Genomic DNA, 19,669 nt, shown 5'->3' on the forward strand with positions numbered 1-19,669 from the left:
GCAAAAGATCGCAGCGTGCCGCAGCTCCTACAGGTGATCGCATTTCCATGTAGGAGCTGCCGAAGGCTGCGATCTTTTGATCTTTGCTCTTGAACTCTCTCCACTTGCGACCAGTCAGCTAAATAGGCCCTCACGCAAGGCACGACTTCGCATGCAGATTTCCCTCGCCCGACAAGTAGCCCTGATCACCGGCGCCAGCTCCGGCATCGGCCACGCCGCCGCCAAAGCCCTGGCCGCTGCCGGTGCAGCAGTCGTCATCAATTACAACCGTCAGGCGGAACCCGCCGAAGCACTGGCCCGGCAGATCATTGCCGATGGCGGTCAGGCGCTGGCCATCGGTGCCGATGTGTCGAAGGAGGACGAGGTCGAACGGTTGTTCGCCGAGACTCTGGACGCCTTCGGTTCGCTGGACATTCTGCTGGCCAATTCCGGCCTGCAAAAGGACGCCGCGGCGGTGGACATGACGCTGGAAGACTGGAACACGGTGATCGGCGTCAACCTCACCGGCCAGTTCCTCTGCGCCCGCGCCGCGCTGCGGATTTTCAACCGGCAAGGCGTGCGTGAAGGCGTGTCCCGCGCCGCCGGCAAGATCATTCACATGAGTTCGGTGCACCAGCGCATTCCATGGGCCGGGCACGTCAACTACGCAGCCTCCAAGGGCGGCGTCGACCAGTTGATGCAGACCCTCGCCCAGGAAGTCAGCCATCAGCGCATCCGCATCAACAGCATCGCGCCGGGAGCGATTCGCACCGCCATCAACCAAGACGCCACCGAAGGCGCAGCCGGCGAAAAACTGCTGGATCTGATCCCCTACGGACGCATCGGCGATGTCGAGGACATCGCCAACGCGGTGGTGTTTCTCGCTTCCGACGCTGCCGACTACATCGTCGGCACCACCCTGTTCATCGACGGCGGTATGAGTCTTTATCCGGAGTTTCGTGGCAATGGCTGAGCATCATCCTGAACGACAAAGCCCGATCGACGCCCACGGCATCATCGGCGACCTGCGCAGTGCCGCACTGGTCAACGACAAGGGCAGCGTGGATTTTTTCTGCTGGCCGGAATTCGACAGTCCGTCGATCTTCTGTTCGCTGCTCGACACGCCCGAGGCGGGGATTTTCCAGCTCGCGCCGGATCTGCCCGATGCCCGGCGCGAGCAGATCTACCTGCCGGACACCAACGTTTTGCAAACCCGCTGGCTCAGCGAACATGCGGTGGTGGAGATCACCGACCTGCTGCCGATCGGCGACAGTGTCGATGACCTGCCGCTGCTGATGCGCCGGGTGCGTGTGGTCAGCGGCCAGGCCACCTTTCATATGCGCTGCGCAGTGCGCCATGACTACGCCCGCGCCAACACCCGGGCGCAGATGGATGAACAATCGGTGATTTTCAGCGCCGAGGGTCAGCCGTCGCTGCGACTGGTGGCGGATCAGGCGCTGCAGATCGATGGCGAATCGGCCGTCGCATCGTTCAGTTTGAACCAGGATCAGAACGCCGAATTCCTCCTCGGGGGGGCCGACGATCCACGCTTCAAGGATGACGGCGCAAAAATGTGCGTGGAACGCACGCTGAAGTTCTGGCGTGACTGGATCGGCCAGTCCAACTACCGCGGGCGCTGGCGGGAAATGGTCAACCGCTCGGCGCTGGCGCTGAAACTGCTGACCTCGCGCAAGCACGGTGCAATCCTCGCCGCCGCCACCTTCGGTCTGCCGGAAACCCCCGGCGGCGAGCGCAACTGGGACTATCGCTACACCTGGATCCGCGACGCCTCGTTCACCGTTTACGCGTTCATGCGCTTGGGCTTTGTCGCTGAGGCCAACGCCTACATGGGCTGGCTGCGCGGGCGGGTCAGCGATTGTCATGGGCAGTCAACCAAACTCAACATCCTGTATGCCATCGATGGCCGTCAGGAATTGCCGGAAACCGAACTCTCCCACCTCTCCGGTCATGGCGGCGCGCAACCGGTGCGCATCGGCAATGGCGCGTACGACCAGATTCAGCTCGATATCTTTGGCGAACTGATGGACGCGGTGTATCTGGTCAACAAGTACGGCGACGCGATTTCCCATCAGGGCTGGAAACATGTGCGTGAAGTGGTCGATCAGGTATGTGAGACCTGGCAGACCACCGATGTCGGCATTTGGGAAATGCGCGGTGAGCAACATCACTTCCTGCACTCGCGACTGATGTGCTGGGTGGCACTGGACCGGGCGATTCGCCTGGCCTCGAAACGCTCGCTGCCGGCACCGTTCGCCCAGTGGGACCAGACCCGCCAGGCGATCTACGCCGACATCTGGGATAACTTCTGGGACGAGGAGCGCGGGCATTTCGTCCAGTACAAGGGCGGCACCGCGCTCGACGGCTCGATGCTGCTGATGCCGCTGGTGCGCTTCGTCAGCGCCAAGGACCCGCGCTGGCTGTCGACCCTGGAAGCGATCGAAAAGCATCTGGTGCGCGACGGCATGGTCTATCGCTACCGCAACGATGACGCCAACATCGACGGTTTGAGCGGCACCGAAGGCGCATTTGCTGCCTGCTCGTTCTGGTACGTCGAATGCCTGGCCCGGGCCGGTCAGGTGGAAAAGGCCCACCTGGAGTTCGAACAACTGCTGCGCTATGCGAACCCGCTGGGGCTGTACGCCGAAGAGTTCGACAGCAAGGGCCGGCATCTGGGCAACACCCCGCAGGCGTTGACGCATCTGGCGCTGATCAGCGCGGCGAGTTTTCTGGATCGGCGTTTGAGTGGGGAGAAGAGTGTTTGGCAGCCGTAATTTCGTCAGTGTCTGTAGGAAATATGCCGCATCAGCGCGCTTCGCCGGGCTAACCCCTACACAGAAATAAACAGAATCAGATCCCCTGTGGTGAGGGGATTTATCCCCGACGGGCTGCGCAGCGGCCCCGCTCTTTGCCTGCTCATTTCTTCAGCAGCACCGCAATGCATGGCTTTGCGCCTGCTGCGCAGCCGATCGGGGATAAATCCCCTCGCCACAGTTTGTGCGGTTTGTTCCTACTTCTTCTAAACAACTCCCAGTCAAATCCCTCCCCCGTAACCTGCACTTACACCCTGAAATACCCTGTTGCCAGCTGTTACATCCCCCCCTACCATCCACCGCAACGGGCACAGCGGAGCTGTCCAATAAAACCCGAATTCAAGGAACCAGAATGACCCTGCATGTCCATCGCCCCATTGCCACGCCCCTGCGCACCGGCCTGACCCGCACCCAACTCTGGGAAGCCGCCGACAAAGGCCTGATCAAATGCTGGGAAATCGGCCGCCAGCGCGCCACGCGCTTCCCCGACCTTGCGCAACAATGCCTCGCCGGCGAACTGCCGGTACTCGGCTGGAAAGGAGGCGTGAGCCGCAGCCTGAAGAAAAACGAGAAATACGGCTCACTGAAATACCTCGCCCAGTGGCAGGGCTTGCGGGGCGAGGATCTGGATATTGATCTGGGTGAGGAACGTTCGCTGACCTGCTCGCGGACGAAAATGCGGGTGACGTTTACCCCGGATCGGGCGAAGTATTTCAATCAGGTGAATGAGGCCGAGGCGAACTGATCGTCTCAATTCCGAAGTTATCGTTGCCCACCATCAGAAAACAGGACAGAACCATGGACTCTGAAATTATTACGTCGATTATTGTCAGCTCAGGAATTGGCACACTTGGAGTTGCATTCATGATTAAGAAATTGGTTACTACAGGCATACAAAAAGCTGTGGAACTCAATTTCAACAAACATCTAGAAGCTTACAAGACCACGCTTAGCAAAGAACTTGAAAGCCTCAAGTCGACCCTCAAGAACTCGGAAGTTTTCTTTGTTCGCCAGCTAGAAGCGCTCAGCATGCTGAGAGGTCTTTTTCGCAAAATTCTTCCAGAAAAAAGCTGCCCTGATGGAGATTGGGACGAAGCCCTTGAACATATCGCAGACAACTTTAAAAAACATCGCGACACCCTCATCGATTACCTTTGTGCCTATGAGGCAGTGCTACCCACTGAAGTACGCGAAAAACTAGAGAGCGCTTGTTACGCAGTTTCGGATATACGCTTCTACTTTGAGCTTCACTCAAGCACTAATGATGCTGTGCCCTCGACCGTTGCTCTGGAATATGCCAAACAGTTCTATGATCTGGTTGAGGAAAGCATCCAACAATTCCAAGCTCAAATAGAAAACCAACTGGGATACAAACCTGGTCAGACATCTGTCCCCAAAGCTAAAACCGAGATTGCCTTATAGCTTCGGACTCAAGACAGTAGCGACCCTGCTGGAGCACTAACCGAAAACCGCTCCCGATACGCCTGCGGCGTCACGCCAATCGCCCGCAGAAAACTGCGGCGCAACGTTTCTTCACTGCCAAAGCCGCAATTGGCCGCGATTCGCTTCACTGGCAGCCCGGTGTCACTGAGCAGGCGGCGGGCGGTTTCGACGCGGATCAGTTCGATGGCGCGGGCCGGGGTCTGGCCGGTGTCGGCGCGGTAGTGGCGGACGAAGCTGCGTTCGCTCATGCCGGCCTGTTCGGCCAGGGTCGGGACGCCGAGGTCGCAGGTGAGGTTTTCGGCGATCCAGGCGTGCAGTTCATCAAAGCGATTGCCCTGATTCTGCAGGGCCAGGGTCACGCTGAATTGCGATTGCCCGCCCGGCCGTTTGAGGAACACCACCAGATGCCGGGCGACGTCGAGAGCAATATCACTGCCCAGATCTTCCTCGACCATCGCCAGTGCCAGATCGATGCCGGCGGTGACGCCTGCCGAAGTCCAGACCGGGCCGTCGTTGATGAAGATCGGATTGGCTTCGACCTGCAGCTTCGGATGCTGCTGCGCCAGTTGTTCGCAACGGGTCCAGTGGGTGACCACGCGACGTCCGTCGAGCCAGCCGCTCGCCGCCAGTAGAAACGCCCCCGTACACACCGAGGCCACGCGTCGACATTTCGCTGCGTGCTCGCGTACCCAATCCACCAGCGACTCATCTTCGGATGCCGGATAGATCCCCCAACCACCCGCGATAATCAGCGTGTCGCTGGCGTCTTGCGGCAACGGCTCGGCGAGCACCGCCAGCCCCGCCGAGGACATCACCGCCCCGCCCTCGCAGGCAATCACCGACGGCGTATACGGCACGGGCAAGCCGCGCTGGCGGGCGATGTCGTTGGCCGAGGCGAACACTTGCAGCGGGCCGGTGACGTCGAGAATCTGCATGTTGGCAAACGCGAGTACATGGATGACTTTGGGCATTTGGCGTAATTCGTGGGGTGATTGGCGTATGCGCCAGAACCTACGCGCCTACAGTGAAGCCGTCCACCCCTCAAATGGAGAAATCCCCCATGACGTTGCAGATCGGTTTTCTGTTGTTTCCACAGGTGCAGCAACTCGACCTGACCGGCCCCTATGACGTGCTGGCCTCGCTGCCGGACGTGCAGGTGCATCTGATCTGGAAAGATCTGGTGCCGGTCACCGCCAGCACCGGCCTGCTGCTGAAACCGACCACCACCTTCGACGACTGCCCGAATCTGGATGTGATCTGCATTCCCGGCGGCGCCGGGGTCGGGCCTTTGATGGAAGATGAGCAGACGCTGGGCTTCATCAAACGTCAGGCGGCGCAGGCCAGGTATGTGACGTCGGTGTGCACCGGTTCGCTGGTGCTGGGCGCGGCGGGCCTGCTTAAAGGCAAACGCGCGACCACCCACTGGGCCTATCACGAACTGCTGCCGAAACTCGGCGCGATTGCGGTGCAGGACCGGGTGGTGCGCGACGGCAATCTGTTTACTGGTGGCGGGATTACCGCGGGAATCGACTTTGCGCTGGTGCTGGCCGCAGAACTGGTGGGAGCCGAGGCGGCGCAGTTGATCCAGCTGCAACTGGAATATGCGCCGGCACCGCCGTTTGAGTCGGGCAGCCCGCAGACAGCGCCGAGTGCTGTCGTCGAAGAGGCTCGTAATCGTGCAGCGGCGTCGTTGAAGACGCGTACTGCAATCACCGAGCGCGCTGCGGCGAAGCTCGATTTGCGCTGATTCCTCAGCCACGCACAGATCTACTGTGGGAGCGGGCTTGCTCGCGAAGAGGGTGTGTCAGGCGACATGGATGTTGTCTGATACACCGCTTTCGCGAGCAAGCCCGCTCCCACAATGGGTTTTGTGGATGGCCTAAGGCTTGGAGCCTGTCCCCACCTCCCGCCACACCTTTACTTGTCCCAACGCCCCCACCCGTGTAGAAAGCCCTTCCACAAAATTCTGCACAAGGACTTTCGATGAAGGCGTTGCCATGGGTCTATCTGGCGCTTCTCAGCCTCGGTTACGGGTGGGCGCTGAGCATTGGCCACCTCGGCTGGCTCGCGCTGATCTCGGTCGGATTGTTGCTGGTGGCCGGTTTCGCCGTGCGCCAACAGCAGGTGCCGGTGGCGCGGTTGCTGGGACACGCGCTGTTTATCTTCCTCGCCCTGTCGCTGGCGCTGCACTGGTTGCCGGGGTTCGACAACGGTCGGGCCATCGCCCGGATGCGCTTCACCGACGACGCTGTGCCTTTCGTGATGTACCTCAATCTTGACAAACCCTTGCTCGGCTTCTGGCTGTTGCTGGCCTGCCCGTGGATCGTCGCGGCACGCTCGCTGCGTCTGACGGTGTTCGCCAGCGTCCTGGGCCTGACGTTGAGCGCCGTAATGGCGCTGGGTGGCGCGCTTCTGTTCGGCATGATCGCCTGGGCGCCGAAGTGGCCCGATCAGGCGTGGTTGTGGTTGCTGAACAATCTGCTGCTGGTGACCCTGGTCGAGGAGGCGCTGTTTCGCGGCTATATACAGGGAGGCCTGAGCCGCCTGTTCAAGCACCTGCCCCACGGCGACAATCTCGCCCTGCTGCTGGCGTCGCTGATCTTCGGCCTGGCACATGCGGGTGCTGGCTGGCACTGGGTGTTGCTCGCGGGTCTGGCGGGTGTCGGCTACGGTCTGGCTTACCGTTTCGGTGGATTGGCGGCAGCGATCGCCACGCATTTCGGGCTGAACCTGCTGCATTTTGCGCTGTTCACCTATCCGATGCTGGCCGCTTGAAGCAAGAGCGGTTTTGCGACGCCGTACTTATATCTGAAAAAAAACTTCAATAATTTCCTGACAGCGCCGACAACCTTTCAAAGCCTTGCGGATTGAAAAACCATGCGTAATAACCAGCCCATTACACAACGCGAACGGACTTTCCCGGCTCAGCAGCGGTTGATTTCCACAACCGACGCCAAAGGCGTGATCACCTACTGCAACGACGCTTTCGTCGAAATCAGCGGGTTTTCGCGTGAAGAGCTGATCCGTGCGCCGCACAACCTGGTTCGTCACCCCGACGTCCCGGCGGCGGTGTTTTCGCACATGTGGGGCACACTGAAACAAGGCTTGCCATGGATGGGCATTGTCAAGAATCGCTGCAAGAACGGTGATCACTACTGGGTCAACGCCTACGTGACACCGGTGTTCGACGGCAATCAGGTGGTCGGTTACGAGTCGGTGCGGATCAAACCCACTGCCGAACAGATCCGCCGTGCCGAAGCGCTCTACCAACGCATCAACCAGGGCAAGTCGGCAATTCCTTCCAGCGACAAATGGCTGCCGGTGCTGCAGGACTGGCTGCCGTTCATTCTGGTCAGCCAACTGAGCTTCGTGATCGGCGCGACCCTGAACTCGCACTGGGGCTTCGCCCTCGCGGCCGGCCTGTCGGTACCGCTGGGCCTGATGGGCCTGCAATGGCAACAACGCGGGCTCAAGCGCCTGCTGCGCCTGGCCGAACAGACCACCTCCGACCCGCTGATCGCGCAGATGTACACCGACAGCCGTGGCGCGCAGGCGCGTCTGGAAATGTCGATCCTCAGCCAGGAAGCCCGCCTGAAAACCTGCCTGACCCGTCTGCAGGACACCGCCGAGCACCTGACCGATCAGGCCAAACAGTCCGACGCCCTGGCGCACAACAGCTCCAGCGGTCTGGAACGCCAGCGCGTGGAAACCGAACAGGTCGCCACCGCCGTCAACCAGATGGCTGCCACCACGCAAGAAGTGGCGAGCCACGTGCAGCGCACTGCCGACGCGACGCAGGAAGCCAATCGCCTGACCGGCCGCGGCCGCGACATCGCCGGGGAAACCCGCGAGGCCATCCAGCGCCTGTCGGTGGTGGTCGGTGAAACCGGCCTGACCGTCACTCAACTGGCCAAGGACAGCGACGAAATCGGCGGCGTGGTCGATGTGATCAAAGGCATCGCCGACCAGACCAACCTGCTCGCGCTCAACGCCGCCATCGAAGCGGCACGTGCCGGCGAAATGGGCCGTGGTTTTGCCGTAGTCGCCGACGAAGTCCGCCAACTGGCGCAACGCACCAGCGAATCGACCGGGCAGATTCATGCCCTGATCGCCAAGTTGCAGCAGACTGCGAGCAGCGCCGTGCAAACCATGGAAGCCGGGCATCGCCAGGCCGAAGAAGGCGTGGCGCGGGTACTGGAGGCGGATCAGGCACTGGTCGGCATCAGCGAAGCAGTGGCCAACATCACCGACATGACCACCCAGATTGCGGCGGCGACCGAAGAGCAAAGTGCTGTTGCTGAAGAAATCAGCCGCAATATCAGCAATATTTCGGAGTTGGCGGATCAGACCTCGGAACAGGCACATAACTCGGCGTTGCTGAGTGAAGAGCTGACCAAGACTGCCAACACGCAGTACTCGTTGGTGGAGCGGTTTAACCGCTAAAAACAAAAGATCGCAGCCTACGGCAGCGCCTACAGGAACATGCATTCCAATGTAGGAGCTGCCGAAGGCTGCGATCTTTTGATCTTCAAAGCCCGGAAAGCGAAAGCTGTCCGGGCTTTTTGTTGTCTGTCTGAAATTGATGCTGCTTGAGATACCGCTTTCGCGAGCAGGCTCGTTCCCACATTGGAACTGCGTTGGGTCACAGTTTTGCGTACGACGACAATCACCTGTGGGAGCGAGCCTGCTCGCGAAGAGGCCTTCTCTACCAACGACGATCTCACTCAAGCAACGCAGACACTGCCTACAACTGCGCCAGAATGCGCCGACTGGTGCTCGGTGCAGCCAAGTTCTATCGTTTGCCGATCGCTACTCAATCAAGTAGATCGGCCAGCATGAATACGTACCCCACGCAAAAAACCCACAAACAGAAAGTTCGTGATGAACTGACATTCCTTGATGTTCGAAAGGCCGCGCGTGATGGTCAGAAAGTGTTCGATAAATTTGTGATCACTGGCAGGCTACCCATTACAAAGTAAATCCAAAAAGATCGCAGCCTGCGGCAGATCCTACAAGTAACTGTGTAGGAGCTGCCGCAGGCTGCGATCTTTTGATCGTGAAAACCGGCTAGCGAAAGCTTCCGGTTTTTTATTGCCTATTTGAAATTGATGGCGCTTGGCAGACCGCTTTCGCGAGCAGGCTCGCTCCCACTGTTGATCTGCGGTAATCACAGAGCATGTGCCCGGCGACGATCCCCTGTAGGAGTGAGCCTGCTCGCGATGAGGCCATAACGGCCAGCAAAACTATTGAGACAACTTCAGCTTATCCAGCAGTCGATTGACCAACAACTCGTTCAGCATGATCACCTGTTGCAATGCCAGCAGCGGTTTGCGCTCCGGACCTTTCACCGAGTTGGCGATATTGCCGGCCATGGCGTTGGCTGATGACAGTGATTCACTGGCTTCGACGAGCAGTGTTTCGTCATCGAGCGTGGGATCGACCATGTAGATGAGGCGGGCCTTGGGTGGGAAGTACTTCGGGATATCGGGGCCGAGGTAAAAGTCGAGTGCGCGGTCGGCGGCGTCTTTTGTCTTTTGCGACTCAAACTCTGGGTGGTGAGGGGTTGGATCAGTTTTTGGTGGATTGGGCGTGGCTTTGAACATAGATGTCACTCCTATCGCAGACTTCAAGGAGCCATCACCCACGCTACCAAACGATGGGTGGCGGCCATACGCGGGTTGGTAGACCGGCTGCAATAGGAACCCGGCGCTCACGAATGAGCCCCACGCATGACCACCATAAAACCGAGCCTCAAGAAAGAGACTGAATAGGTGTTGCCATACAGCTATTACAGACGGGCTACCAAACCCGATCACTGATTTTCAGTGACAGGGAAACGATATAGCCCGGCCCATAGCCGTGTAAGCCGGCGGATTCTGGCGTACGCGTAGGTAACGGCGCAAGGTGTTGTAGGTCCGGTGGCGTAACGGTTTGTGTGATTTAAACGCGCCTGCAGGATTGCGTTTACCGACAGAAAAATCCGCAAACACCCTGTTTTTTTATGGTGTCTGTCAGACCGTTTTCGCGAGCAGGCTCGCTCCCACATTTGGACCGGGCGCATCAGTAAGGAATTGGTCGGTTGTAATGCCACCATCGCTGGCAAGCCAGCTCCCACAATGAATTGAGTGCATTTGGTCAGGAATTAGTTGGATGTCAGGGCGCCATCGCGAGCAGGCTCACTCCTACAGTTGGGTCGGGTGCATCAGTAACAGAATGGTCGGGTCGTAGGCCGTCATCTCTGACAGGCCAGCTCCCACAAGATCAAGATCAAAAGATCGCAGCCTGCGGCAGCTCCTACAGGGAAGATAAGTACAACCCGCACGCGGCGCAGCCGCCCCACTCCAGGATGAGCGCAAGCTCGGCTGTCGCTCTTGATCTTGATCTTGATCCACGGGCGACGTCGGAAGGCTGAGTGGAGGGATTGATCCGGGGGTGGGAGCGCAGCGACCGTTTGGCGCAGCCAAACACAGCGAGAGGAGGTGCAGCGAAGCAAACCGGAGGCGCTGCCCCCGGATCGATCCCGGAGCGAAGGGACCCCGAGCCCCAGCGAGCGGGCCGAACGCAGGAGCAAGCCTTTTTGGTTACTTTTTCGGCGTCTGGAAAAAGTGACCCGCCGTAAGGGCGGAACCCTAAGCCGCCGTGACCGCAGCAACGGATATACACCCAAATTTCATCGAAGAAACGAAGCAACCTTCCGCGCAGCACTGGCCAAATGATCCGAATGCGTAAACCCCGAAACCTTCAACGGCTTCAAATCATGATCCCCAGAGGCCAACCAAAACACCTCAATACTCGGCGATAGATCATAAGCCTCGACTGCGTCCCGATTGCCAAGCGCATCCCGCTCCCCCTGCACAATCAAAGTCCGAGTCCGCAAAGAAGCCAAATGCTCAACCCGCGGCTTCTCGGGTTTCCCCACCGCATAAAACGGATACCCCAGACAAACCAGCGCATCAACACCCAACTCATCAGCCAAAAGACTGGCCATCCGCCCGCCCATGGACTTACCACCGATGGCCAAAGCCCCAGCGACATGACGTCGCACTTCAGTGAACACTTCGCGCCAGCATTCAAGCAACTTCGGCGCCGGATTCGGCGGCCGTTTACTGCCATCCACCCGCCGCTGCGCCATGTAAGGAAACTCAAACCGCAACACGTTCACGCCCAATGCAGCAAGGCGCCCAGCCATATCCGCCATCCACTCACTGTCCATCGGCGCCCCCGCCCCATGCGCCAGGATCAGAGTCGCCGAAGCCTCGCCAACAGCGGCATCCCACAACCACCCATGAGCCCGCACGCACTGCGCCCATTGATCCCCGTCAATACTGGCCTTGTGCTGTTTGTCCATGCTTGCCTCGCTTTTAGTCTGCCTATAACTCCAGGCGAAGGATTCGCGGCGTCTTGCGCGCGCTCACTTCGGCTGAACCGTGGATGGGGAACCATGAACACTTCTATCAGTACCGCCTACAACTACAAGGTGGTCCGCCAATTCGCCATTATGACGGTGGTATGGGGCATCGTCGGCATGGGGCTCGGGGTTTTTCTCGCGGCCCAATTGGTCTGGCCCGAACTCAACTTCAATTTGCCCTGGACCAGTTTCGGCCGTCTGCGCCCGCTGCACACCAACGCGGTGATCTTCGCCTTCGGCGGCTGTGCGCTGTTCGCCAGTTCGTTCTACTCGGTGCAACGCACCTGCCAGACGCAATTGTTCGCGCCGAAAATCGCCGCGTTCTGCTTCTGGGGCTGGCAGCTTGTGATTCTATTGGCAGCGATCAGCCTGCCACTGGGTTACACCAGTTCCAAGGAATACGCCGAGCTGGAATGGCCGATCGACATCCTGATCACCATCGTCTGGGTCGCCTACGCCATCGTGTTCTTCGGCACGATCATGCAGCGCAAGACCAAGCACATCTACGTCGGCAACTGGTTCTTCGGCGCGTTCATCATCACCGTGGCGATTCTGCACATCGTCAACAACCTTGAGTTGCCGGTGAGTTTCACCAAGTCCTACTCGGTGTACGCCGGTGCGACCGACGCGATGGTGCAATGGTGGTACGGCCACAACGCCGTAGGCTTTTTCCTCACCGCCGGTTTCCTCGGGATGATGTACTACTTCGTGCCGAAACAGGCCGAACGTCCGGTGTATTCGTATCGCCTGTCGATCGTGCACTTCTGGGCGCTGATCACCCTGTACATCTGGGCCGGCCCGCACCACCTGCACTACACCGCGCTGCCGGACTGGGCGCAGTCGCTGGGCATGGTGATGTCGCTGATTCTGCTGGCACCGAGCTGGGGCGGCATGATCAACGGCATGATGACTCTCTCGGGCGCGTGGCATAAGTTGCGCAGCGACCCGATCCTGCGCTTCCTCGTGGTGTCGCTGGCGTTCTACGGCATGTCGACCTTCGAAGGGCCGATGATGGCGATCAAAACGGTCAATGCGCTCTCCCACTACACCGACTGGACCATCGGCCACGTACACGCCGGCGCGCTCGGCTGGGTGGCGATGATCTCGATCGGCGCGCTGTACCACATGATCCCGAAAGTCTTCGGCAAAGAGCAGATGCACAGCATCGGCCTGATCAACGCGCACTTCTGGCTCGCGACCATCGGCACCGTGCTGTACATCGCCTCGATGTGGGTCAACGGCATCGCCCAGGGCCTGATGTGGCGCGCAGTCAACGAGGACGGCACGCTGACTTACTCCTTCGTCGAAACCCTGGTGGCCAGCCACCCAGGCTTCATCGTGCGTCTGGTGGGTGGGGCGATCTTCCTCAGCGGCATGTTGCTGATGGCTTACAACACCTGGCGCACCGTGCGGGCCTCGCAGCCTGCTGACGTCGTTGCTGCCGCGCAGATGGCCTGAGGAGTCCGCCATGAAACACGAAACAATTGAAAAGAACGTCGGCCTGCTGATGCTGCTGATGGTGTTCGCCGTGAGCATCGGCGGCCTGACCCAGATCGTCCCGCTGTTTTTCCAGGACGTCACCAACAAACCGGTGGAAGGCATGAAGCCCTACACCGCGCTGCAACTGGAAGGCCGCGACATCTATATCCGCGAAGGCTGCGTCGGTTGCCACTCGCAGATGATCCGGCCGTTCCGCGCCGAAACCGAACGCTACGGGCACTACTCGGTGGCCGGTGAGAGCGTGTGGGATCACCCGTTCCTGTGGGGTTCCAAGCGTACCGGGCCGGACCTGGCGCGGGTCGGCGCGCGTTACTCGGATGACTGGCACCGCGCGCACTTGTACAACCCGCGCAACGTCGTGCCTGAGTCGAAAATGCCGGCCTACCCGTGGCTGGTGACGCAAGCGGTCGACAGCAGCCACACCGAAACCAAGCTCAAGACCATGCGCACCCTCGGCGTGCCGTACACCGACGACGACATCAGCGGCGCGGTCGCCAGCCTCAAGGGCAAGACCGAAATGGACGCCCTCGTCTCCTACCTGCAAGTGCTCGGCACTGCGATCAAGAGCAAGAGGTGAGCACGATGATCATTGAAATGAGTGCAGGGCTGATTCGCGGCCTCGGCACCGTCGTGGTGTTCGTCGCCTTCGTCGGCCTGACGATCTGGGTGTTCAACCGCAAGCGCACCCCGGAGTTTGCCGAAGCGCGCCTGCTGCCGTTCGCCGACGAGCCGCAACCCGACACCCAACCAGTATCTGAACCAAGGAGTACCCGGCCATGACCACCTTCTGGAGTACGTGGATCTGCGTACTGACCATCGGCAGCCTGATCGGCCTGACCTGGCTGCTGATCGGCACGCGTCGGGGCGAGACCAAGGGCAGCGTCGACCAGACCATGGGCCACAGCTTCGACGGCATCGAGGAGTACGACAACCCGCTGCCGCAGTGGTGGTTCATGCTGTTCGCCGGCACGCTGGTGTTCTCCGTGGGCTATCTGATCCTGTATCCGGGCCTGGGCAACTGGAAAGGCATCCTGCCCGGCTACGAGGACGGCTGGACCGGCGTCCACGAGTGGGAAAAGGAAATGAGCAAGGCCGACGCCAAATTCGGGCCGATCTTCGCCAAATTCGCCGCCATGCCGGTGGAAGAAGTGGCGAAGGATCCGCAGGCGCTGAAAATGGGTGGCCGGCTGTTCGCTTCCAACTGCTCGGTGTGTCACGGTTCCGACGCCAAGGGCGCTTTCGGCTTCCCTAACCTGGCCGACAGCGATTGGCGCTGGGGCGGCGATGCCGAGACTATCAAGACCACCATCATGGGTGGCCGGATGGCGGCAATGCCAGCCTGGGGCGACGTGCTGGGTGAAGCCGGGGTGAAGAACGTCGCGGCGTATGTGCGTCACGAACTGGCCGGCCTGCCACTGCCCGCCGACAGCAAGGCTGACCTGCAAGCCGGACAGCAAGCGTTCAGCACCACCTGCGTAGCCTGTCATGGGGCAACCGGCCACGGCACTGAAGCCATGGGTGCGCCGAATCTGACGCACCCGGCCGGATTTATTTATGGCACGAGTCTGACGCAGCTTGAGCAGACCATCCGCCACGGTCGCCAAGGCCACATGCCGGCACAGAACGAACTGTTGGGCAACGATAAAGTGCAACTGCTCGCCGCTTATGTGTACAGCCTGAGCCATGGATTGAATACAGAAAAACTGATTACTGAAGACAACAAGCAATAAGCATTGCGTACATATCTGCCGCACCGTTCTCGGTGCGGCAGCATCCCGCCCCTTTGCGACGCATTGTCGCACCCCTTCACACCCTCTCCTTTCGAATCCACCGATTCGGGTCTACGCTTGCTCGATGCGGACTGGCCCGTGCCGGTTCCAGGTCGACCTTGAGCGATGTGTTCGACAAATCGCCTGACTGACAGGGCGCAAAGCCCGGTAGATACCGGCTGTCGCGTCGATGACCGTCCGTCACCCGATCAGCGCGTTCGAACACACCCCGTTACAACTGACCTGAACCCCTCGCTTTTTTCGTCCGCTGCGACATTTTGTCCGAGGCCAATTTTGTCCTTACGCGGCGTATGGAAAGGCCGCAGAATCAGCGTTGGAAAGCATTGACCCAGGTCATGGCGCGTTGCAATGACCCCCTGCTCTCTGCATACTTGCGGCCGATTTTAATCCTAATAAAACACCCAAACCGTGGAACCTTAGAATGAGCACAGCAATCAGTCCGACTGCTTATAACTATAAGGTAGTCCGCCAGTTCGCCATCATGACGGTGGTCTGGGGGATCCTTGGCATGGGGCTCGGTGTCTTCATCGCCTCGCAACTGGTCTGGCCGGAGTTGAACTTCGGTCTGCCGTGGACGAGCTTTGGACGCCTGCGCCCGTTGCACACAAACCTGGTGATTTTCGCCTTCGGTGGTTGTGCACTGTTTGCCACTTCCTACTATGTCGTGCAGCGAACCTGCCAGACGCGACTGATCTCCGACAGCCTCGCCGCCTTCACCTTCTGGGGCTGGCAAGCGGTGATCGTCGGCGCAATCATTACCTTGCCGCTGGGTTACACCACCACCAAGGAATATGCAGAGCTGGAATGGCCGCTCGCCATTCTGCTGGCCATTGTCTGGGTCTCCTACGGGCTGGTGTTCTTCGGCACCATCACCAAGCGCAAGACCAAGCACATCTATGTCGGTAACTGGTTCTACGGCGCGTTCATCGTCGTGACCGCGATGCTGCACATCGTCAACCACGCGTCCCTGCCGGTCAGCTTCTTCAAGTCCTACTCGGCCTATGCCGGTGCGACCGACGCGATGATCCAGTGGTGGTACGGCCACAACGCCGTGGGCTTCTTCCTGACCACCGGCTTCCTCGGGATGATGTACTACTTCGTGCCGAAACAGGCCGAACGTCCGATCTACTCCTATCGCCTGTCGATCGTGCACTTCTGGGCGCTGATCACCCTGTACATCTGGGCCGGCCCGCACCACCTGCACTACACCGCACTGCCGGATTGGGCACAATCTCTGGGCATGGCGATGTCGATCATCCTCCTGGCGCCAAGCTGGGGCGGCATGATCAACGGCATGATGACCCTCTCGGGCGCCTGGCATAAGCTGCGCACCGACCCGATCCTGCGCTTCCTCGTGGTGTCGCTGGCGTTCTACGGCATGTCGACCTTCGAAGGTCCGATGATGGCGATCAAGACCGTCAACTCGCTCTCGCACTACACCGACTGGACCATCGGCCACGTACACGCCGGCGCTTTGGGCTGGGTGGCGATGATTTCGATCGGCGCGATCTACCACATGATCCCGAAACTGTTCGGTCGTGCGCAGATGCACAGCGTCGGCCTGATCAACGCGCACTTCTGGCTCGCGACCATCGGTACCGTGCTGTACATCGCTTCGATGTGGGTCAACGGCATCACTCAGGGTCTGATGTGGCGTGCAATCAACGATGACGGCACCCTCACCTACTCGTTCGTCGAAGCGCTGCAGGCCAGCCACCCGGGCTACATCGTCCGTGCCCTGGGCGGTGCATTCTTCGCCAGCGGCATGTTGTTGATGGCTTACAACGTCTGGCGCACCGTGCGCGCCTCGAACCCGGCTGAAGCCGAAGCCGCTGCCCAGATCGCTGTCGTTGGAGCTCACTGATGAAGCATGAAGCTGTCGAGAAGAATATTGGCCTGCTGGCCTTCTTCATGGTCATCGCCGTCAGCATTGGCGGCCTGACCCAGATTGTTCCGCTGTTCTTCCAGGACGTCACCAACAAGCCGGTCGAAGGCATGAAGCCGCGCTCGGCGCTGGAACTGGAAGGCCGCGACGTCTACATCGCCAACGGTTGTGTCGGCTGCCACTCGCAGATGATCCGTCCGTTCCGCGCTGAAACCGAACGCTACGGCCACTACTCGGTCGCCGGTGAAAGCGTCTGGGACCATCCGTTCCTGTGGGGTTCCAAGCGTACCGGCCCGGATCTGGCTCGTGTCGGCGGTCGTTACTCCGATGACTGGCACCGTGCGCACCTGTACAACCCGCGCAACGTGGTGCCTGAGTCGAAAATGCCGGCTTACCCGTTCCTCGTGGAAAACAAGCTCGACGGCAAAGACACGGCCAAGAAAATGGAAGTGTTGCGCACGCTCGGCGTCCCTTACACCGACGAAGACATCGCCGGTGCAAAAGATGCCGTGAAGGGCAAAACCGAAATGGACGCGCTGGTGGCCTACCTTCAGGGCCTGGGCACCATCATCAAAAGCAAACGGTGATTCTTAATGGATATCGGGATGATTCGAGGCCTGGGCACCGTTGTCGTGATGGTGGCCTTCATCGGTTTGGCGTTGTGGGTGTTCAGCCCCAAGCGCAAGTCGGAGTTTGAAGACGCAACCTTGCTGCCTTTTGCGGATGATCCCGAAGCCATCAAGCACGTCGAGCAAGCTTCTAGGAGTAACAAAGAATGACTACATTCTGGAGTCTGTACGTCACAGTCCTCAGTCTCGGTACGATCTTCGCCCTGACCTGGCTGCTGCTGTCGACCCGCAAGGGCCAGCGCAGCGAACAGACGGACGAAACGGTCGGCCACTCCTTCGACGGGATCGAGGAGTACGACAACCCACTGCCGAAATGGTGGTTCATGCTGTTCGTGGGCACCATCGTGTTCGCCTTGGGTTATCTGGTGCTGTACCCGGGCCTGGGCAACTGGAAAGGCCTGCTGCCGGGCTACAACTACCTCGATAACGACAAGCAGACCGCGTTCGCCAACGGCAAGACCGGCTGGACCGGCGTGCACGAATGGGAAAAGGAAATGGCCCGCTCGGACGCCAAGTTCGGTCCGATCTTCGCCAAGTTCGCGGCAATGCCGATCGAGGAAGTCGCCAAGGACCCACAAGCCTTGAAGATGGGTGGCCGTCTGTTCGCCTCCAACTGCTCGGTCTGCCACGGTTCCGACGCCAAGGGCGCCTATGGCTTCCCGAACCTGACCGACGCCGACTGGCGTTGGGGCGGCGAGCCGGAAACCATCAAGACCACCATCATGGGCGGTCGTCACGCAGTGATGCCGGCCTGGGCCGAAGTCATTGGCGAACAAGGCGTAGCCGACGTCGCAGCCTTCGTGGTGACCCAGCTCGATGGCCGCAAACTGCCGGAAGGCACCAAGGCTGACCCGGCCAACGGCCAGAAACTCTTCGCCGCCAACTGCGTGGCCTGCCACGGTCCCGAAGGCAAAGGCACCCCGGCGATGGGCGCGCCTAACCTGACCCACCCGGCCGCGTTCATCTACGGTTCGAGCTTCGCGCAACTGCAGCAGACCATCCGTTACGGCCGTCAGGGCCAGATGCCTGCGCAGGAACAACTGCAAGGCAACGACAAGGTGCACCTGCTGGCGGCTTACGTTTACAGCCTGTCCCACGGTGAAAAAGCGCCGGAAGCCGAGGCGCAGTAAAGCCAGGGCTTGATGTAATGAAGAATCCCCCGCCAGTGCTCTGGCGGGGGATTTTTTATGGGGCACTGGCCCAGATCGACTTCACCGGCACGGTGGCCACCGGTGTACGTTTGCGCCACTGATTGTCCTCGACCAGACTTACCTCCAATTGCTTGCGATCCTTGGAAAAAGTGGCGGTCAGGTACGTCTGCTGAGAAGCTGAACCGCTGAGAAACATCGGCACGCTCCCCATATAGGTCTGGCTACCACCCTCGTCGTGGAAGTGGCCGGCGAACATCGCCGTCACCTGATACTTTTCAATCATTTCACGAAAGCGCTTCTGCTGATCCCAACTGCCTTTCCATTCATAGGGTTTGTGCATGTTGATAATGATCGCGTAGCCCTGCGCTCGCGCTATTCGCAAATCATTCTCCAGCCAGTCCAGCGACGCCCTGATGTCGAATGTGGTCGGATTCAACGCGTGAGAAATCTTCACCGCATAAGTCGGCTCATTGTTCAACTGCACCAGATGCACTTCACCGATATTCTTTGAATAAGCCAGACTACCCAGATAGTGCTTGTTCAGAAAACTGCCGCTCACTTCCAGATCGAACTGGTCGACTTTATCGACATGATGATCACGGTAATCAACAATACTGCCCGCGGCGCAGTTCTCACTGAAACAGTCATTCACATTGTTCTGATAATCATGATTACCCAATCCGTAGAGCACGTGATCGCCAAAGTATTTCTTCAGCATCGATCCGACATAAGAACGCTGCCAGCCATGGCCGAACGCGGTCATGTCACCATTGATCATCAATGGTACTGCAGCCTGCCCGCCCATTTCGTTGCGGAACTGGGCAATACTCGCGAACTGGGTTTCCACCAACCATTTCGCGCGCTTTTCGAAATCCGCGCTCGATTCATCTTCACCACTGTCCGATTTTTCCGTCCACGGGTATTGCGGATCCGAGGCGAATACCATGTGTTGCGGCGCACTTTCGTTGGCACTGGCCAAAGAAGTCAGTGACAACAGGCACAGACACGCGAAAAGCTTTTTAACTTCCTTGATTCTCATAACACTCCAATATT

Annotated in this window: 19 protein-coding genes; 15 read left to right on the forward strand and 4 right to left on the reverse strand. The window is 59.5% G+C overall.

Translation table 11 applies throughout. The features are described 5' to 3' along the window. The first annotated feature begins 151 nt into the window (after nt 1–151). The 4 genes from JFU48_RS27245 to JFU48_RS27260 all read left to right on the forward strand — a co-directional run bounded on the left by JFU48_RS27245 (nt 152) and on the right by JFU48_RS27260 (nt 4,232). A complete protein-coding gene (locus JFU48_RS27245) occupies nt 152–952 on the forward strand; it encodes a glucose 1-dehydrogenase (protein ID WP_103484097.1) in 801 nt (266 codons plus the stop codon). Next, entirely contained in the window at nt 945–2,771 is a 1,827-nt protein-coding gene (locus JFU48_RS27250) for a glycoside hydrolase family 15 protein (RefSeq protein ID WP_201138258.1), read from the forward strand. Before JFU48_RS27245 ends, JFU48_RS27250 begins: the two co-directional genes overlap by 8 nt. A 391-nt stretch (nt 2,772–3,162) precedes the next feature. Continuing rightward, the gene (locus tag JFU48_RS27255) at nt 3,163–3,555 is read left to right on the forward strand and encodes a hypothetical protein (protein WP_201138259.1); all 393 of its coding nucleotides are present in this window, start codon (nt 3,163–3,165) and stop codon (nt 3,553–3,555) included. 53 nt (nt 3,556–3,608) lie between these two features. Beyond that, entirely contained in the window at nt 3,609–4,232 is a 624-nt protein-coding gene (locus tag JFU48_RS27260; protein ID WP_201138260.1) for a hypothetical protein, read from the forward strand. An 8-nt stretch (nt 4,233–4,240) separates the two neighbouring features. Here the strand turns inward: JFU48_RS27260 and JFU48_RS27265 are convergent, their stop codons facing one another. Further along, nucleotides 4,241–5,224: a GlxA family transcriptional regulator gene (locus tag JFU48_RS27265; RefSeq protein ID WP_201138261.1), complete on the reverse strand. Its 984-nt coding sequence runs from the start codon at nt 5,222–5,224 to the stop codon at nt 4,241–4,243. A gap of 89 nt (nt 5,225–5,313) precedes the next feature. On the opposite strand from JFU48_RS27265, the gene inhA reads away from it, so the two are divergent. From inhA to JFU48_RS27280, 3 genes are all read left to right on the forward strand, one after another. After that, complete coding sequence (gene inhA / locus JFU48_RS27270) at nt 5,314–6,000, forward strand: isonitrile hydratase (RefSeq protein WP_201138262.1); 687 nt, start codon at nt 5,314–5,316, stop codon at nt 5,998–6,000. A 236-nt stretch (nt 6,001–6,236) separates the two neighbouring features. Then, nucleotides 6,237–7,028, forward strand: a complete 792-nt coding sequence (locus tag JFU48_RS27275) for a CPBP family intramembrane glutamic endopeptidase (RefSeq protein WP_201138263.1) — start codon at nt 6,237–6,239, stop codon at nt 7,026–7,028. Nucleotides 7,029–7,130: 102 nt separating this feature from the next. Further along, entirely contained in the window at nt 7,131–8,696 is a 1,566-nt protein-coding gene (locus tag JFU48_RS27280) for a methyl-accepting chemotaxis protein (protein WP_201138264.1), read from the forward strand. An 800-nt stretch (nt 8,697–9,496) separates the two neighbouring features. Here the strand turns inward: JFU48_RS27280 and JFU48_RS27285 are convergent. Next, nucleotides 9,497–9,856 (reverse strand): DUF6124 family protein, encoded by a 360-nt coding sequence (locus JFU48_RS27285; protein WP_201138265.1) that lies wholly within the window; start codon nt 9,854–9,856, stop codon nt 9,497–9,499. A gap of 1,067 nt (nt 9,857–10,923) precedes the next feature. Beyond that, nucleotides 10,924–11,601 (reverse strand): alpha/beta family hydrolase, encoded by a 678-nt coding sequence (locus JFU48_RS27290; RefSeq protein ID WP_201138266.1) that lies wholly within the window; start codon nt 11,599–11,601, stop codon nt 10,924–10,926. Between the two features lie 93 nt (nt 11,602–11,694). On the opposite strand from JFU48_RS27290, the gene ccoN (JFU48_RS27295) reads away from it, so the two are divergent. The 8 genes from ccoN (JFU48_RS27295) to ccoP (JFU48_RS27330) all read left to right on the forward strand — a co-directional run bounded on the left by ccoN (JFU48_RS27295) (nt 11,695) and on the right by ccoP (JFU48_RS27330) (nt 18,595). Beyond that, nucleotides 11,695–13,119: a cytochrome-c oxidase, cbb3-type subunit I gene (gene ccoN / locus JFU48_RS27295; RefSeq protein WP_201138267.1), complete on the forward strand. Its 1,425-nt coding sequence runs from the start codon at nt 11,695–11,697 to the stop codon at nt 13,117–13,119. A gap of 10 nt (nt 13,120–13,129) precedes the next feature. Continuing rightward, nucleotides 13,130–13,738 carry a cytochrome-c oxidase, cbb3-type subunit II gene (gene ccoO, locus JFU48_RS27300; RefSeq protein WP_003223389.1) on the forward strand — a complete coding sequence of 203 codons (609 nt, stop codon included), beginning with the start codon at nt 13,130–13,132 and terminating at the stop codon, nt 13,736–13,738. A gap of 5 nt (nt 13,739–13,743) precedes the next feature. Next, on the forward strand, nt 13,744–13,941 hold the full coding sequence (locus JFU48_RS27305; protein ID WP_095138674.1) for a cbb3-type cytochrome oxidase subunit 3: 198 nt from the start codon (nt 13,744–13,746) through the stop codon (nt 13,939–13,941). Then, complete coding sequence (gene ccoP, locus JFU48_RS27310) at nt 13,938–14,891, forward strand: cytochrome-c oxidase, cbb3-type subunit III (RefSeq protein ID WP_003223384.1); 954 nt, start codon at nt 13,938–13,940, stop codon at nt 14,889–14,891. The genes JFU48_RS27305 and ccoP (JFU48_RS27310) overlap by 4 nt, the downstream gene beginning before the upstream one ends. Nucleotides 14,892–15,372: 481 nt before the next feature. Further along, entirely contained in the window at nt 15,373–16,815 is a 1,443-nt protein-coding gene (gene ccoN, locus JFU48_RS27315; protein ID WP_003223381.1) for a cytochrome-c oxidase, cbb3-type subunit I, read from the forward strand. After that, nucleotides 16,815–17,423: a cytochrome-c oxidase, cbb3-type subunit II gene (gene ccoO / locus JFU48_RS27320; protein ID WP_003223378.1), complete on the forward strand. Its 609-nt coding sequence runs from the start codon at nt 16,815–16,817 to the stop codon at nt 17,421–17,423. The genes ccoN (JFU48_RS27315) and ccoO (JFU48_RS27320) overlap by 1 nt, the downstream gene beginning before the upstream one ends. A 6-nt stretch (nt 17,424–17,429) precedes the next feature. Then, on the forward strand, nt 17,430–17,615 hold the full coding sequence (locus tag JFU48_RS27325) for a CcoQ/FixQ family Cbb3-type cytochrome c oxidase assembly chaperone (RefSeq protein WP_003175465.1): 186 nt from the start codon (nt 17,430–17,432) through the stop codon (nt 17,613–17,615). Next, nucleotides 17,612–18,595: a cytochrome-c oxidase, cbb3-type subunit III gene (gene ccoP, locus JFU48_RS27330; protein ID WP_003223372.1), complete on the forward strand. Its 984-nt coding sequence runs from the start codon at nt 17,612–17,614 to the stop codon at nt 18,593–18,595. The genes JFU48_RS27325 and ccoP (JFU48_RS27330) overlap by 4 nt, the downstream gene beginning before the upstream one ends. Nucleotides 18,596–18,650: 55 nt before the next feature. Here ccoP (JFU48_RS27330) and JFU48_RS27335 read toward each other — a convergent pair whose 3' ends face one another. Continuing rightward, nucleotides 18,651–19,655, reverse strand: coding sequence for a metallophosphoesterase family protein (locus tag JFU48_RS27335; RefSeq protein WP_003223370.1), 1,005 nt, complete (start codon nt 19,653–19,655; stop codon nt 18,651–18,653). Between the last annotated feature and the right edge of the window lie 14 nt (nt 19,656–19,669).

The sequence above is a fragment of the Pseudomonas sp. TH49 genome, from assembly GCF_016650625.1.
Lineage (GTDB): Bacteria > Pseudomonadota > Gammaproteobacteria > Pseudomonadales > Pseudomonadaceae > Aquipseudomonas > Aquipseudomonas fluorescens_H.

What these genes read in the sequence shown, in the direction of transcription:
- JFU48_RS27255 (WP_201138259.1), top strand. Translation starts at nt 3,163, where the DNA reads ATGACCCTGCATGTCCATCGCCCCATTGCCACGCCCCTGCGCACCGGC.
- inhA (WP_201138262.1), top strand. Translation starts at nt 5,314, where the DNA reads ATGACGTTGCAGATCGGTTTTCTGTTGTTTCCACAGGTGCAGCAACTC.
- JFU48_RS27290 (WP_201138266.1), bottom strand. Translation starts at nt 11,601, where the DNA reads ATGGACAAACAGCACAAGGCCAGTATTGACGGGGATCAATGGGCGCAG.
- ccoN (WP_003223381.1), top strand. Translation starts at nt 15,373, where the DNA reads ATGAGCACAGCAATCAGTCCGACTGCTTATAACTATAAGGTAGTCCGC.
- JFU48_RS27305 (WP_095138674.1), top strand. Translation starts at nt 13,744, where the DNA reads ATGATCATTGAAATGAGTGCAGGGCTGATTCGCGGCCTCGGCACCGTC.
- JFU48_RS27335 (WP_003223370.1), bottom strand. Translation starts at nt 19,655, where the DNA reads ATGAGAATCAAGGAAGTTAAAAAGCTTTTCGCGTGTCTGTGCCTGTTG.
- ccoO (WP_003223378.1), top strand. Translation starts at nt 16,815, where the DNA reads ATGAAGCATGAAGCTGTCGAGAAGAATATTGGCCTGCTGGCCTTCTTC.
- JFU48_RS27265 (WP_201138261.1), bottom strand. Translation starts at nt 5,224, where the DNA reads ATGCCCAAAGTCATCCATGTACTCGCGTTTGCCAACATGCAGATTCTC.
- JFU48_RS27260 (WP_201138260.1), top strand. Translation starts at nt 3,609, where the DNA reads ATGGACTCTGAAATTATTACGTCGATTATTGTCAGCTCAGGAATTGGC.
- JFU48_RS27280 (WP_201138264.1), top strand. Translation starts at nt 7,131, where the DNA reads ATGCGTAATAACCAGCCCATTACACAACGCGAACGGACTTTCCCGGCT.
- JFU48_RS27275 (WP_201138263.1), top strand. Translation starts at nt 6,237, where the DNA reads ATGAAGGCGTTGCCATGGGTCTATCTGGCGCTTCTCAGCCTCGGTTAC.
- ccoP (WP_003223372.1), top strand. Translation starts at nt 17,612, where the DNA reads ATGACTACATTCTGGAGTCTGTACGTCACAGTCCTCAGTCTCGGTACG.
- ccoP (WP_003223384.1), top strand. Translation starts at nt 13,938, where the DNA reads ATGACCACCTTCTGGAGTACGTGGATCTGCGTACTGACCATCGGCAGC.
- ccoO (WP_003223389.1), top strand. Translation starts at nt 13,130, where the DNA reads ATGAAACACGAAACAATTGAAAAGAACGTCGGCCTGCTGATGCTGCTG.
- JFU48_RS27250 (WP_201138258.1), top strand. Translation starts at nt 945, where the DNA reads ATGGCTGAGCATCATCCTGAACGACAAAGCCCGATCGACGCCCACGGC.
- JFU48_RS27245 (WP_103484097.1), top strand. Translation starts at nt 152, where the DNA reads ATGCAGATTTCCCTCGCCCGACAAGTAGCCCTGATCACCGGCGCCAGC.
- ccoN (WP_201138267.1), top strand. Translation starts at nt 11,695, where the DNA reads ATGAACACTTCTATCAGTACCGCCTACAACTACAAGGTGGTCCGCCAA.
- JFU48_RS27325 (WP_003175465.1), top strand. Translation starts at nt 17,430, where the DNA reads ATGGATATCGGGATGATTCGAGGCCTGGGCACCGTTGTCGTGATGGTG.
- JFU48_RS27285 (WP_201138265.1), bottom strand. Translation starts at nt 9,856, where the DNA reads ATGTTCAAAGCCACGCCCAATCCACCAAAAACTGATCCAACCCCTCAC.